This is a genomic window from Ruegeria sp. BHSC029 (genome assembly GCF_059613085.1).
The window spans coordinates 413,659-427,609 of sequence record NZ_JBXWRU010000004.1; the positions used below are offsets into that span (position 1 = coordinate 413,659).

The window sequence follows — 13,951 nt, forward strand, 5'->3', positions numbered from 1 at the left end:
GCGCATGACCCGGACCATCAATTACGGGCTGATCGGATGTGGCATGATGGGGCAGGAACACCAGCACAACATCGCCCTGCTGGAGGGCACGCAAGTGGCCGCCATTTTCGAGCCCGACCCCGAGATGGCGCGCGCCGCGCAGGCGATTGCGCCGGGGGCCAGAATGGTGGCTTCGGTGCAGGATCTGCTGGCGGTCGAGGAGTTGGACTGCTTGGTCATCGCCAGCCCCAACCATCTGCATGTGGATCAGATCGCCCAGATCGCCCAGACCCGTCCCTTGCCGCTGTTGGTGGAAAAGCCGCTGTTCACCAACCCCGGCGATGCGGCCCGTTTGGCCGAGATCGAGCGCAGCTATCCCTGTCCGATCTGGGTGGCGATGGAATATCGCTACATGCCGCCCATCGCCGCCCTGATCACCGAGGCGCAGGACACCAGCGGCGGGGTCAAGATGCTGAGCATCCGCGAACACCGCTTTCCGTTCCTGGAAAAGGTCGGCAACTGGAACCGGTTCAACCGCAACACGGGCGGCACCTTCGTCGAGAAATGCTGTCATTTCTTCGACCTGATGCGCCTGATCCTGCAATCCGATCCTGTACGCGTCAGCGCCAGCGGCGGGCAGGCCGTGAACCATCTGGACGAAACCTATGACGGCGAGACGCCCGACATCCTCGACCACGGCTATGTCATCGTCGATTTCGCCTCGGGCGCGCGGGCGATGCTGGAGCTGTGCATGTTCGCCGAAGGTGCGCAGTATCAGGAGGAAATCTCGGTCGTCGGCCCCAAGGCCAAGATCGAGGCGCTGGTCCCCGGGCCGGGCCGGTTCTGGCCCGAACATCTGGGCGCGCCGCCGGTGCCGCAGCTGATCGTCAGCCCGCGCGACCCCAAGGGCCCTGTCGCCCGCGACATTCCCGTCGACCCGCGCCTGCTGGCGGCGGGCGACCACAACGGCTCGACCTTCTATCAGCACCAGGGCTTTCTGGCGCTGGTGCGCGGTGAGCGCGACGCCCCGGATGTCAGCCTGACCGACGGCATGTGGGCAGTACGCATGGGTCTGGCGGCGCAGCAATCGCTGGCCACGGGCGAAACCGTCCGGCTGGATCGCTGAGGTCTTTCTGCGGGTGCAAAATGCGCCGATCGGAAACCTGTGTTCCGATTTGGCGTCACCGCCCGTGTCGTTTTTGATATTCAAAGCGTCTTTTCCGCTTGCCCGCCCAACCGCGGCCCCCTAGGTCTGGCCGCGGGACACCCCTCCCCAACGAGGGGCGTATATCTGGAAGGGTAACACCAATGACCATCGAACGACCGGCAGCGCGGCCGGCCAATCCGCGTTTTTCCTCGGGCCCCTGCGCCAAACCCCCTACATTCGAGCTGAACAAGCTGGCTGGTGCCGCGCTGGGCCGATCGCACCGCGCCGCCGTCGGCAAGGACAAGCTGAAGGCCGCCATCGAAGGCACGCGCGAGCTGCTGGGCATTCCGGCCGACTATCGCATCGGGATCGTTCCGGCCTCGGATACCGGCGCGGTGGAAATGGCGCTGTGGTCGCTTCTGGGCGAACGCAAGGTCGAGATGCTGGCCTGGGAAAGCTTTGGCGCGGGTTGGGTTACCGACGTGGTCAAACAGCTGAAGATCGACGCCGAGGTGAAAACCGCCGATTACGGGCAGATCGTCGATCTGGCGTCCATCGATTTCAACAATGACGTGGTCTTTACCTGGAACGGGACCACCTCGGGCGTGCGGGTTCCGAATGGCGACTGGATCGCCGATGACCGCGCCGGCCTGACCATCTGCGACGCCACCAGCGCCGCTTTCGCGATGGACCTGCCCTGGGACAAGCTGGATGTCACCACCTTCAGCTGGCAGAAGGTTCTGGCTGGCGAGGCCGCACATGGCATGCTGATCCTCAGCCCCCGCGCGGTCGAACGGCTGGAAAGCTATACCCCCGCGTGGCCGCTGCCGAAGATCTTCCGTCTGACCAAGGGCGGCAAGCTGATCGAGGGCATCTTCCAGGGTGCCACCATCAACACGCCGTCGATGCTGGCGGTCGAGGATTACCTGTTCGCGCTGGACTGGGCGCGCTCGGTCGGCGGGCTGCAGGGCCTGATCGCCCGCGCCGATGCCAATGCGCAGGCGATTTTCGAGTTCTGCGACCAGAACGATTGGATCGACAACCTGGCCGAGGACCCGGCCACCCGGTCGAACACCAGCGTCTGCCTGAAATTCACCGATCCGCGCATTCGCGACGGCGCCAGCTTTGCCAAGGCGGTCGCCAAGCGGCTGGAGGCCGAGAACGTGGCGCTGGACATTGGCGCCTATCGCGACGCGCCGGCCGGGCTGCGCATCTGGTGCGGCGGCACGGTCGAAACGTCCGACATCCAGGCGATGCTGCCCTGGCTGAAATGGGCGTTCGAGGCCGAGATCGCAGCCCAGGCCGAAGCCGCCTGACTCCTTTCCCCGACAAGATCCGGGCCGCGTCCGGCCCGGAGTCATCATTCCATTCAAGGACCACGCACATGGCCCCCAAAGTACTCGTATCCGACAAGCTCAGCGAAACCGCGGTTCAGATCTTCCGCGACCGCGGCATCGACGTGGATTTCATGCCCGACGTGGGCAAGGACAAGGAAAAGCTGGTCGAGATCATCGGCAACTATGACGGCTTGGCCATCCGCTCGGCCACCAAGGTCACCGAGAAGATTCTGGAAAAGGCCGACAAGCTGAAAGTGATCGGCCGCGCCGGTATCGGCACTGACAACATCGACAAGGACGCGGCCTCGAAAAAGGGCGTGATCGTGATGAACACGCCCTTCGGCAACATGATCACCACTGCCGAGCATGCCATCGCGATGATGTTCGCCGTGGCGCGTCAGATCCCCGAGGCCAATGCCAGCACCCATGCAGGTAAGTGGGAAAAGTCCAAGTTCATGGGGGTCGAGCTGACCAACAAGACGCTGGGCGTGATCGGCGCCGGAAATATCGGCGGCATCGTCTGCGACCGGGCGCACGGGTTGAAGATGAAGGTCATCGCCTATGACCCCTATCTGAGCCAGGAGAAGGCCGACAAGATGGGCGTGGAAAAGGTCGAGCTGGACGAACTGCTGGCGCGGGCCGATTTCATCACCCTGCACGTGCCGCTGACCGACCAGACCCGCAACATCCTCAGCCGTGAGAATCTGGCCAAGACCAAGAAAGGCGTGCGCATCATCAACTGCGCCCGCGGCGGTCTGGTCGACGAAGAGGCGCTGGCCGAACTGATCAAATCCGGCCATGTCGCCGGTGCGGGGTTCGACGTGTTCAGCGAGGAACCGGCCAAGGAAAACCCGCTGTTCGGTCTGCCCAACGTGGTCTGCACCCCGCATCTGGGCGCGGCGACCACCGAAGCGCAGGAAAACGTGGCGCTGCAGGTGGCCGAGCAGATCTCGAACTATCTGCTGACCGGCGCGGTGGAAAATGCGCTGAACATGCCCAGCGTCACCGCCGAAGAGGCCAAGGTCATGGGGCCGTGGATCAAGCTGGCCGGCCATCTGGGCAGCTTCATCGGCCAGATGACCGACGAGCCGATCAAGGCGATCAATATCCTGTATGATGGCGTGGCGGCGCAGATGAACCTGGCGGCGCTGAACTGCGCGGTGGTGGCGGGGATCATGAAACGCTCGAACCCCGAGGTGAACATGGTCTCGGCCCCGGTCGTGGCCAAGGAACGCGGCATCAAGATCTCGACCACCAACCAGGACAAGTCGGGCGCCTTCGAGGGCTATATCAAGGTGACCGTGGTGACCGACAAGCGCGAACGCTCGATCGGGGGTACCGTGTTCAGCGACGGCAAGCCGCGCTTCATCCAGATCAAGGGCATCAACATTGATGCCGAGGTCGGCGCGCACATGCTGTATACCACCAACGAGGACGTGCCGGGCATCATCGGCACCCTGGGCAAGACCATGGGCGAGCATGGCGTGAACATCGCCAACTTTACCCTGGGCCGCGCCCAGGCGGGTGGCGAGGCGATCGCGCTGCTGTATGTTGACGAGCCGGTTCCGGCCGAAGCCCGCGCCAAGCTGGCCGAAACCGGGCTGTTCACCCAGATCAAGCCGCTGGAGTTCGACGTGGTTTGATCCGGCAAGACCCGGATGAAAGCGATTGACGCCTGCACCCGCCCGGTGCAGGCGTTGTCGTTGCAAAGGCCCGCAAATCCAACCCCGCCTGGAACGGAGACATGGACATGACCGCGCCCACCTACGCCATCGGTGATCTGCACGGCCAGACGGCCGAGTTCGACCGCGCCCTGTCCCTGATCGAACAGGATGGCGGGCGCGATGCGCGGATCGTGTTTCTGGGCGACTACGTCGATCGCGGCCCCGACAGCAAGGGCCTGCTGGACCGGCTGATTGCCGGGCGCGACGCCGGGCGGAACTGGGTCACGCTGCTGGGCAACCATGACCGGATGTTCGCGTGGTTCCTGCAGGATGAGCCGCGCCATGATCCGCATCTTCTGGTCGGCTACCACTGGCTGCACGAGCGGCTGGGCGGCACCGAAACCCTGCGCAGCTATGGCGTCGAGTTCGAAGACCGCACCCGGCTGCAGGATGTGCATCGCGCGGCCGTTGCGGCAGTGCCGGTCGCGCACAGGGCTTTTCTGCGCGACCTGGTGCGGATGCATCAGACCCCCGAGATTGCCTTTGTCCACGCCGGCATCCGGCCGGGCGTGCCGCTGGGCGCGCAGGCCGAGGACGATCTGGTCTGGATCCGTCAGAGTTTTCACGCCTGCGAAACCCCGCACCCCAAGCTGATCGTGCATGGCCACACGGTGGTGGACCGCCCCACCCATTACGGGAACCGCATCAACCTGGACAGCGGCGCGGGCTATGGCCGCCAAACCGGGGTTGCCGTGTTCGAGGGGCGCGACTGCTGGCTGCTGACCGAAGCCGGACGCGTGCCGCTGCGCCCCTGATCAGCCGCCCGCGAACATGTTCTTGTAGGCCTCGCGGAGGGCGTTTTTCTGCACCTTGCCCATCGTATTGCGCGGCAGTTCGTCCAGCAGGATCAGCCTGCGGGGATGTTTGAAACGGGCAAGGCTTTGGCTCACCGCCTCCATGATCGCATCCAGATCCGGCGCCGCGCCGGCCTCGGGCACCAGGATGCCCAGCACGGTCTCCCCGAAATCCGGGTGCGGTACGCCGATCACCGCGCTTTCCAGCACGCCGGGCTGGTCATCCAGAACCAGCTCGACTTCCTTGGGATAGATGTTGTAGCCGCCCGAGATGATCAGGTCTTTGCCGCGCCCAACGATATGCACATAGCCGTCCGCGTCGATGCGGCCCAGATCACCGGTGATGAAGAACCCGTCCTCGCGCAGTTCGGCGGCGGTTTTCTCGGGCATCTGCCAATAACCCTTGAACACGTTCGGGCCGCGCACCTCGATCATGCCGATCTCGCCCTGCGGCAGCGGATCGCCCGTTTCGGGGTCGGTGATCTTCAACTCGACCCCCGGCAGCGAAAAGCCCACGGTTCCGGCCCGACGTTCGCCGTCATAGGGGTTCGAGGTGTTCATGTTGGTCTCGGTCATGCCATAGCGTTCAAGGATGCGGTGACTGGTGCGTTGCTCGAACCGCGTGTGGGTTTCGGCCAGCAGCGGCGCCGAGCCGGAAATGAACAGCCGCATGTGCCGGGTCAGATCTCCGGTGAACCGGTCGTCGTCCAGAAGCCGGGTGTAGAAGGTCGGCACCCCCATCATCGAGGTGGCCTTGGGCATCAGGCGCAGGATGTCGTCCAGATCGAAGCCCGGTAGAAAGATCATCGATCCACCGGCCGACAGCATGACATTGGTGGCCACGAACAGGCCGTGGGTGTGAAAGATCGGCAGCGCGTGCAGCAACACGTCGTCCGCGGTGAAGCGCCACTCCTGCACCAGCGTTTCGGCATTCGACAGCAGGTTCGCCTGCGTCAGCATGGCACCCTTGGACCGCCCGGTGGTGCCCGATGTGTAAAGGAAAGCTGCGAGGTCATCCTCGGTCCTATGCGCGGGTTCGAAGGCTGGCAACATCCCAAGTGCGCGCCGCATCAGGCTGCCGGAACCGTCCGCGTTCAGGGTTTCGAGCATTGCATTCTGCGCTTGGGCAATCGGCTCGATATCGGCTTGTGAATTGGCATCCGCGACAACCATCCGAGCACCGCTGTTTTCGATGAAATACCGCAGCTCGTCTGTCGTGTAGGCGGTGTTCAGCGGCAGAAATATCAGCCCGGCCTGAACGCAGGCTGCATAAAGCGCCAGCGCCTCGGGCGATTTCGCGACCTGCACCGCAACGCGGTCATCCGGTTCCAGTCCGCAGGCCGTCAAAGCGTTGGCGATCCGGGCCGCCATGTCCAGGAAATCGGCATGTGAGAGAACGCGTCCGTCCGGCAGATGCAGGAACGGCGTTGTCTTACCCGCGTGAATGCCGAAAAGTCGATCGTATAGCGGGTTGCTCATCTCGTTCTCCGTGTTGCCGTTGCTCGGTCAAGGCGAACCTGTACCGGAATCGGGCCGCGGTAAAGGCCCGGACAGCCTCAGAACCGGGTGGTCATCCGGTAACCGGCCGCGAAATACATCTTGGCGAAGGTAACTGGGCTGCCTTGCAACCAGGTGATACGTTCCGCGGTAAAGACCGGCTCGCCAACCGTTACGTCCAGAAATCCGGCCAGTTCGGCATCGGCGCGGCTTGCCAGAAAAGACAGCTCGACATTGGTGAAGGGGACCGTCTGAATCAGCCATTCATTGGGTCCCAGCGTCGAGAAATCAGCCTGTTCGACAGCCGGAACGCTGGCCGTAACGATCCAGCGATCCTCGAACTGAAACGGGGTGTTGTCCGAAAAATGCATGCACCGAACATGCATCACCCGCCGATCCGATCCCAGCGCCAGCCGCGCGGCCAGCCAGTCGGGCGCCTGTTCGGCTTGGGCCGAGACAAGTGCATAGCGGTAGGTGCCGCCCAGAGCCTCGACCTCTTCCCGGACCAGCGGGATGGTGAACCGGGCCTGTCTCTGCGGCGCGCTCAGCACCCGGGTACCGGCCTTGCGGCGACGTTCCAGAAATCCTTCCTCGGCCAGTTCTCGCAGTGCCCGATTGACCGTTGTACGCGTGCAGGAAAACTCAACCGCAAGGTCCTGCTCGTTGGGCAGCAACATGTCCGGCAGCCACTGACCCGAGCGGATGCGGTCAAGCACAGTCTGCTTGATTTCCTTGTAGCCTGTCGTGTCAGCGGTCTGGGTCATCTTGATCTCAACTCAGTTCTTTTTCGGGTCAGACGTCGGTCAACAGGTCTGCAATCGCGGCTTTGTAGTCTCTGATTATCGTCTCGCGCGCAATATGCCTGCCATCCCGCACCATATGACGGCCCGCCGACCACAGATCCGTTACCAGACCATCGGGTGCGGCAAAGCACAAGCCGTCCAGAAGTTGATGATCCGCCAGCGCGCAAAGCGTCGGGTGCGACCGTTCGAGCGCTACCAGGTCGGCCAGTTTGCCGACCGCGATCTCTCCGGCATTGCGGCCCAGAGCCTGCGCCCCGCCTTGAGCCGCGCCGGTGTACAACGCATGTCCCACGGAACCGTTGGCTGCCGCCAGAACCGCGCGGGATCGGTCGCGAAGGCGCTGGGAATATTCCAGACTGCGCAACTCCTCTGGCAGAGAAACCCGCACGTTAGAGTCTGATCCGACACCGAACCGTCCTCCAGCGTCAAGGTAGGGCACTCCGTTGAAGATCCCATCGCCCAGGTTGGCTTCTGTGATCGGACAAAGGCCGGCCACGGCCCCCGAACGCGCCAGAGCGCGGGTTTCGGCGTCGTTCATCTGGGTGGCATGGATCAGACACCAGCGTGAGTCGACCTGGGCATTGTCCAGAAGCCAGGCGACCGGGCGTTGGCCCAAAGCGGATTGCACGTCCTCGACCTCTTTCACCTGTTCGGCGATATGGATGTGAACCGGACCCTCCGGAACCTGCGCCAGCAGCAGGGCCAAGTCTGTGGGAGAGGTGGCGCGCAACGAGTGCGGCGCGATGCCGACCACCGTGTCCGCGGCAAGATCTGCGGCAGCCGATCGGCACTCGTGATACAAGTCCATGAACCGGTCCACGTCATTGCCGAACCGCAGCTGGCCGCCAGACAGGGGCTCTTGCCGGACGCCGCCGTAGGAATAGAGAACCGGCAAATGGGTCAGACCGATTCCCGTCCGCAAAGCTGCTGAGAAGATCCGCTGGCTCAGCTCGGAAAGCTGGTCGTAGGGCGCTCCGCCGGGCTGGTGATGCACATAGTGGAATTCCCCGACTGCGGCATATCCGGCCTCCTGCATCTCAAGGAACACCAGCGCGGCGATGGCCTCCATCTGCTCGGGCGTCAACCTGTCCAGAAAGCGGTACATCAGATTTCGCCAGGACCAGAAGCTTTCCCGCCCGGCTGCGCGAAACTCGGTCATACCTGCCATGGCGCGCTGAAACGCGTGGCTGTGCAGGTTCGACAAGGCTGGCAGCAGGACATCAACGCAGGTGTCGGCCGACTGCGGACGCGCACCGGTCTCCAATCCCGTGATGACGCCATTCGCAGTTTCGACCCTCAGGTCCGAAATCCAGTCAGAGCCTAACAAGGCGGTTTTGGCGTGGATCTGCATCGGTGTCTCTTTTTGTGTAGACTTTAATTTTTTACACGTATACGAAAAATTGAAACCCGAGGGGAGTCCAAAAGAATCGCGATGACCAGAAATTCGGTGATTTGTTGTCGGCGGATCGCAACCATGGCGGATGGGGTTGCGTCCTATGGCTTGGTCGAAGACGCGGCGATTGCTGTTTCGTCGGGCCGGATCCAATGGATCGGACCGCACCGAGATCTGCCGCCGGATCACACCGACTGGCCGATCGTCGATTTCGCAGATCGGTTGATCACTCCGGGCCTGATCGATCCGCACACGCATGCGATTTTCGGGGGCAACCGGGCGGTTGAGTTCGAAATGCGGTTGAACGGGGCAACCTACGAGGAGATCGCGCGCGCCGGCGGGGGAATTCTGTCGACGGTCACCGCCACACGCGCCGCCAGTATGCAGGACTTGATCCAAGAGTCGCTGCCTCGCATAGACGCGCTGTTGGCCGAGGGTGTGACCTGCATTGAAATCAAGTCCGGTTACGGACTGGATCAGGACACCGAGCTGCGCATGTTGCGCGCGGCCCGGGAAATTGCAAAGCAGCGCCCGGTGCGGGTCCGGACCAGCTTTCTGGGCGCTCATGCAGTGCCGCCCGAATTTACGGGGCGCGCGGACGCCTATATCGACACGGTCTGCATCCCGACCCTACGCGCGGCCCATGCCAAGGGGCTGGTGGATGCCGTTGACGGGTTCTGCGAGGGAATCGCCTTCGATACGGCTCAGATCGCCCGGGTGTTCGACGCCGCGCGTGATTTGGGGCTGCCGGTCAAGCTGCATGCCGAGCAATTGTCAAACCTGGGAGGGGTCCGGCTGGCGGCCTCCTACGGCGCCCTGTCAGCCGATCACGTCGAATATGTGGACGCCGCCGGCGTGGCTGCCATGGCCGAGGCTGGAACGACCGCGGTTCTGCTGCCCGGCGCGTTCTACACGTTGCGGGAAACGCAGGCCCCACCGATCGACCTGTTCCGCAAGGCCGGGGTGCCGATGGCCCTGGCCACCGATTGCAACCCGGGGTCCTCGCCGCTGACGTCGCTGCTGCTGACGATGAACATGGGTTGCACCCTGTTTCGCATGACCCCGGCCGAGGCACTAGCCGGGGTCACCCGCAATGCCGCCCGCGCACTTGGGTTGACCGATGTCGGCACGATCGCGCCGGGCCAGCGGGCGGATCTGGCCGTGTGGGACGTCTCTCACCCGGCCGAGCTGGCCTATCGGATCGGGTTCAACCCGCTGCACGCGCGCATTTTCGGAGGGGCGGCATGAGCGCTTTGACCTTGGTTCCGGGGCTGGTCTCGCTGGCCCAACTGGCGGAGATCTACTGGAACGAAACGCCGGTGGTTCTGGATCAGGGCCGTCGCCCGGCTGTCGAGGCCGCCGCCGCCCGCATCGCCGAGGCCGCCGCCGGAGATCAGCCCGTCTATGGCGTGAATACCGGTTTCGGCAAGCTGGCCAGCCTCAAGATCGCGGCCAAGGACACCTCGGCGCTGCAGCGCAACCTGATCCTCAGCCATTGCTGCGGGGTCGGCCCGGCGGTGCCGCGGCGGTTGGCGCGCCTGATGATGGCGCTCAAGCTGTTGTCTTTCGGGCGCGGCGCATCTGGGGTGCGGTGGGCGCTGGTGGAGCTGCTGCAGCAGATGCTGGCCCGTGGCGTGACACCGGTGATCCCGGCGCAGGGCTCGGTGGGGGCCTCGGGTGATCTGGCGCCGCTGGCCCACATGACGGCGGTGATCATCGGCGAAGGCGAAGCCGAGCTGAACGGTACGGTCATGCCAGGCGCACAAGCCTTGAAAAAGGCCGGATTAGAGCCTGTTCAGCTGGGGCCGAAAGAGGGGCTGGCCTTCATCAACGGCACCCAGTTTTCGACGGCCTACGCCTTGGCGGGCCTGTTCGAGGGCTGGCGCGCGGCGCAGAACGCGCTCGTCGTTTCGGCCGTATCGACCGATGCCATCATGGGCTCCACCGCGCCGCTGCAACCCGAGATCCATGCCCTGCGCGGTCATCGCGGCCAGATCGAGGCCGCCAGCGCCATGCGGGCCGTGTTGCAGGGGTCGGAAATACGCGAAAGCCATCGCGAGGGCGACAGCCGCGTGCAGGATCCGTATTGCATTCGCTGCCAGCCGCAGGTCACCGGTGCCGCGATGGACGTGATCCGGCAGGCTGCCGCCACCCTGCAGACCGAGGCCAACGCGGCCACTGACAACCCGCTGGTGCTGTCCGATCCCGACATGATCGTTTCGGGCGGCAATTTTCACGCCGAACCGGTGGGATTTGCCGCCGACATGATCGCGCTGGCCCTGTCCGAGATCGGGGCCATCGCGCAACGCCGGATCGCGCTGATGGTGGATCCGACGCTCAGCTTCGATCTGCCGCCATTCCTGACCCCCGACCCGGGCTTGAATTCCGGCTTCATGATCGCCGAGGTCACGACCGCCGCGCTGATGAGCGAAAACAAGCATCTGGCCAATCCGTGCGTCACCGACAGCACGCCCACCTCGGCCAACCAGGAAGATCACGTCTCGATGGCCGCCCATGGGGCGCGGCGTCTGACGCGCATGGTGAAAAACCTGAACCATATTCTGGGGATCGAACTGCTCTGCGCCGCCCAGGGCGTCGAGTTCCGCGCCCCGCTGGTCACCAGCGCGCCCTTGCAGCGGGTGATTGCGCGGCTGCGCGCCGATATCCCGCCTTTGGCGGAGGACCGGTACCTGGCCCCGGAACTGGAGCAGGCCAAGGATCTTGTGGCCAGCGGCGCGATACTCGAGGCGCTGGGCGTACCGCTGCCGGAGGTGACGGCATGACCATGGTCGAGGTGCAGCGGGGGCAGGGCCCGATCGTGCTGGGCCAACCGCATGGCGGAACCGTCGTGCCCGAGGAGATCCATGCGCGCCTGAACCAGACTGGCCGGGCGTTGGCCGATACGGATTGGCACATAAATAGGCTCTATAAGAGGCTATTGGGCGATGCGACGGTGGTTCAGTCCCGCGTGCACCGCTATGTGATCGACGCCAATCGCGATCCGGCGGACGTGTCGCTCTATCCGGGGCAGAACACGACGACCCTGGTGCCGCTGACCGATTTCGACGGGCAACCCATATGGCTGGAAGGGCAGGAGCCGTCGGAAGATGAAATCGAGGAGAGGCGCGAGAAGTTCCACGCCCCCTACCACGCCGCGTTGCAGGAAGAATTGGAGCGGGTGCGGGCCAGGCATGGCGTGGCGATCCTGTTCGACTGCCACTCGATCCGGTCCCTGATCCCCTTCCTGTTCGACGGAGAGTTGCCGGTGTTCAACACTGGCACCAATGACGGCACCACCTGCGCACCCGAGGTCGCGCATGCGGTGGATGCCGTGGCCCATGCGTCGGGCTGTACCGCGGTGCTGAACGGCCGATTCAAGGGCGGCTGGACCACCCGGCACTATGGCCGCCCAGACAAGGGTATACATGCGATCCAGATGGAGATCGCCCAACGCGCCTATATGGACGAGACCCCGCCCTGGACCTGGCGCGCGGACCGGGCTGAACGCCTGCGCCCGCACCTGCAAGAGATGCTTGACCGCCTGCTTGCCTTGGCCTTGTCGGGCGCACTGGCCGAAAAAGGAGCCCCGAAATGAGTGACCCGCGCAAGAACACCCGTGACGTCTTTCCGCCGACCGGGCCGGAGCTGAATGCCAAGAGCTGGCTGACCGAGGCCCCGTTGCGGATGCTGATGAACAACCTGCACCACGATGTGGCTGAAAACCCGCACGAATTGGTGGTCTATGGCGGCATCGGCCGTGCGGCGCGGACCTGGAAAGATTTCGACACTATTGTTGGGAGTTTGAAGGATCTCGAGGCCGACGAGACCCTGATCGTGCAGTCCGGCAAGCCGGTGGCGATCATCCGCACGCACAAGGACGCGCCGCGGGTGCTGATCGCCAATTCCAACCTCGTGCCGCATTGGGCGACCTGGGACCATTTCAACGAATTGGATCGGAAGGGCCTGATGATGTACGGCCAGATGACGGCCGGGTCGTGGATCTATATCGGAACGCAGGGCATCGTTCAGGGCACCTATGAGACCTTCGCCGAGGCCGGGCGCCAGCACTATGGCGGCGACCTGACCGGCCGATGGATCCTGACCGGTGGGCTGGGCGGCATGGGCGGAGCACAGCCTCTGGCGGCAGTCTTCGCCGGGGCCTGCTGTCTGGCGGTGGAATGCAATCCTGACAGCATCGATTTTCGCCTGCGCACCAAATACCTGGATGAAAAGGCCGAAACACTGGACGAGGCGCTCGCCATGATCGACCGCTGGACCAAGGCGGGCGAGGCGAAGTCCGTGGGTCTGCTGGGCAATGCGGCCGAGATCTTTCCCGAGATCTACCGCCGCATGGCCGCCGGTGGGATGTGCCCCGACATCGTAACCGACCAGACCAGCGCCCATGATCCGATCAACGGGTATCTGCCCTTGGGCTGGACCTTGGCGCAATGGCGCGAAAAGCGGGAAACAGACCCTAAAGCAGTGGAAAAGGCCGCGCGCGCCTCGATGAAGCAGCATGTCGCGGCGATGGTCGATTTCTGGAACGCGGGCGTGCCGACGCTGGACTATGGCAACAACATCCGTCAGGTCGCGCAGGACGAGGGGCTTGAGAACGCCTTTGCCTTTCCCGGCTTCGTCCCGGCCTATATCCGCCCGCTGTTCTGCCGAGGCATCGGCCCGTTCCGCTGGTGCGCGCTGTCGGGCGACCCCGAAGATATCTACAAGACCGACGCCAAGATGAAGGAGTTGTTCCCCGAGAACGAGCATCTTCATCGCTGGCTGGACATGGCCCGTGACCGGATCGCGTTTCAGGGCCTGCCCGCGCGGATCTGCTGGATCGGGCTGGGCGACCGGCACCGCGCGGGTCTGGCCTTCAACGAGATGGTCGCGAACGGAGAACTGAGCGCACCGGTCGTCATCGGACGGGATCATCTGGACAGCGGCTCGGTCGCCAGCCCCAACCGCGAGACCGAGGCGATGCTGGACGGGTCCGACGCCGTGTCGGACTGGCCGCTGCTGAACGCGTTGATCAATACCGCCAGCGGCGCGACCTGGGTGTCGCTGCATCACGGCGGCGGGGTCGGCATGGGCTTCAGCCAGCACGCGGGCGTGGTGATCTGCGCCGACGGCACCGAGGACGCCGCGCGGCGGCTGGAGCGGGTGTTGTGGAACGACCCGGCCTCGGGCGTGTGGCGTCATGCGGATGCGGGGTATGACATCGCCAAGGACTGCGCCCGCGAACACGGGCTGCGCCTGCCGGGCATTCTGGGCTAGCGG

The 13,951-nt window shown here is 64.3% G+C and carries 11 protein-coding genes; 8 read left to right on the plus strand and 3 right to left on the minus strand.

Annotated features, from left to right (window positions below; genetic code table 11):
• The first annotated feature begins 4 nt into the window (after nucleotides 1-4).
• The 4 genes from AC2FML_RS12090 (at nucleotide 5) to AC2FML_RS12105 (ending at nucleotide 4,942) form a co-directional block, all read left to right on the plus strand.
• On the plus strand, nucleotides 5-1,105 hold the full coding sequence (locus AC2FML_RS12090) for a Gfo/Idh/MocA family protein (RefSeq protein WP_496783302.1): 1,101 nt from the start codon (nucleotides 5-7) through the stop codon (nucleotides 1,103-1,105).
• Nucleotides 1,106-1,287: 182 nt separating this feature from the next.
• Entirely contained in the window at nucleotides 1,288-2,442 is a 1,155-nt protein-coding gene (locus AC2FML_RS12095; RefSeq protein WP_496783304.1) for a phosphoserine transaminase, read from the plus strand.
• A gap of 68 nt (nucleotides 2,443-2,510) precedes the next feature.
• The gene (gene serA / locus AC2FML_RS12100; protein ID WP_496783306.1) at nucleotides 2,511-4,106 is read left to right on the plus strand and encodes a phosphoglycerate dehydrogenase; all 1,596 of its coding nucleotides are present in this window, start codon (nucleotides 2,511-2,513) and stop codon (nucleotides 4,104-4,106) included.
• Between the two features lie 107 nt (nucleotides 4,107-4,213).
• Nucleotides 4,214-4,942, plus strand: coding sequence for a metallophosphoesterase (locus AC2FML_RS12105; protein ID WP_170360686.1), 729 nt, complete (start codon nucleotides 4,214-4,216; stop codon nucleotides 4,940-4,942).
• Here AC2FML_RS12105 and AC2FML_RS12110 read toward each other — a convergent pair whose 3' ends face one another.
• From AC2FML_RS12110 to AC2FML_RS12120, 3 genes are all read right to left on the minus strand, one after another.
• A complete protein-coding gene (locus AC2FML_RS12110) occupies nucleotides 4,943-6,460 on the minus strand; it encodes a malonate--CoA ligase (RefSeq protein WP_496733568.1) in 1,518 nt (505 codons plus the stop codon).
• Between the two features lie 77 nt (nucleotides 6,461-6,537).
• On the minus strand, nucleotides 6,538-7,242 hold the full coding sequence (hutC, locus tag AC2FML_RS12115; protein ID WP_170459850.1) for a histidine utilization transcriptional repressor HutC: 705 nt from the start codon (nucleotides 7,240-7,242) through the stop codon (nucleotides 6,538-6,540).
• A 28-nt stretch (nucleotides 7,243-7,270) separates the two neighbouring features.
• On the minus strand, nucleotides 7,271-8,632 hold the full coding sequence (locus AC2FML_RS12120) for a formimidoylglutamate deiminase (protein WP_496783308.1): 1,362 nt from the start codon (nucleotides 8,630-8,632) through the stop codon (nucleotides 7,271-7,273).
• 81 nt (nucleotides 8,633-8,713) lie between these two features.
• Between AC2FML_RS12120 and hutI the strand changes: the two genes are divergently transcribed.
• Genes hutI through hutU form a run of 4 tightly spaced genes read left to right on the plus strand, consistent with a single transcriptional unit; the run spans nucleotide 8,714 to nucleotide 13,948 of the window.
• Nucleotides 8,714-9,922 carry an imidazolonepropionase gene (gene hutI / locus AC2FML_RS12125; protein WP_496783310.1) on the plus strand — a complete coding sequence of 403 codons (1,209 nt, stop codon included), beginning with the start codon at nucleotides 8,714-8,716 and terminating at the stop codon, nucleotides 9,920-9,922.
• On the plus strand, nucleotides 9,919-11,457 hold the full coding sequence (gene hutH, locus AC2FML_RS12130; protein ID WP_496783311.1) for a histidine ammonia-lyase: 1,539 nt from the start codon (nucleotides 9,919-9,921) through the stop codon (nucleotides 11,455-11,457). Before hutI ends, hutH begins: the two co-directional genes overlap by 4 nt.
• Nucleotides 11,454-12,269: an N-formylglutamate deformylase gene (hutG, locus tag AC2FML_RS12135; protein WP_170391206.1), complete on the plus strand. Its 816-nt coding sequence runs from the start codon at nucleotides 11,454-11,456 to the stop codon at nucleotides 12,267-12,269. Before hutH ends, hutG begins: the two co-directional genes overlap by 4 nt.
• A complete protein-coding gene (gene hutU / locus AC2FML_RS12140; protein WP_496783313.1) occupies nucleotides 12,266-13,948 on the plus strand; it encodes a urocanate hydratase in 1,683 nt (560 codons plus the stop codon). Before hutG ends, hutU begins: the two co-directional genes overlap by 4 nt.
• Nucleotides 13,949-13,951 lie beyond the last annotated feature (3 nt).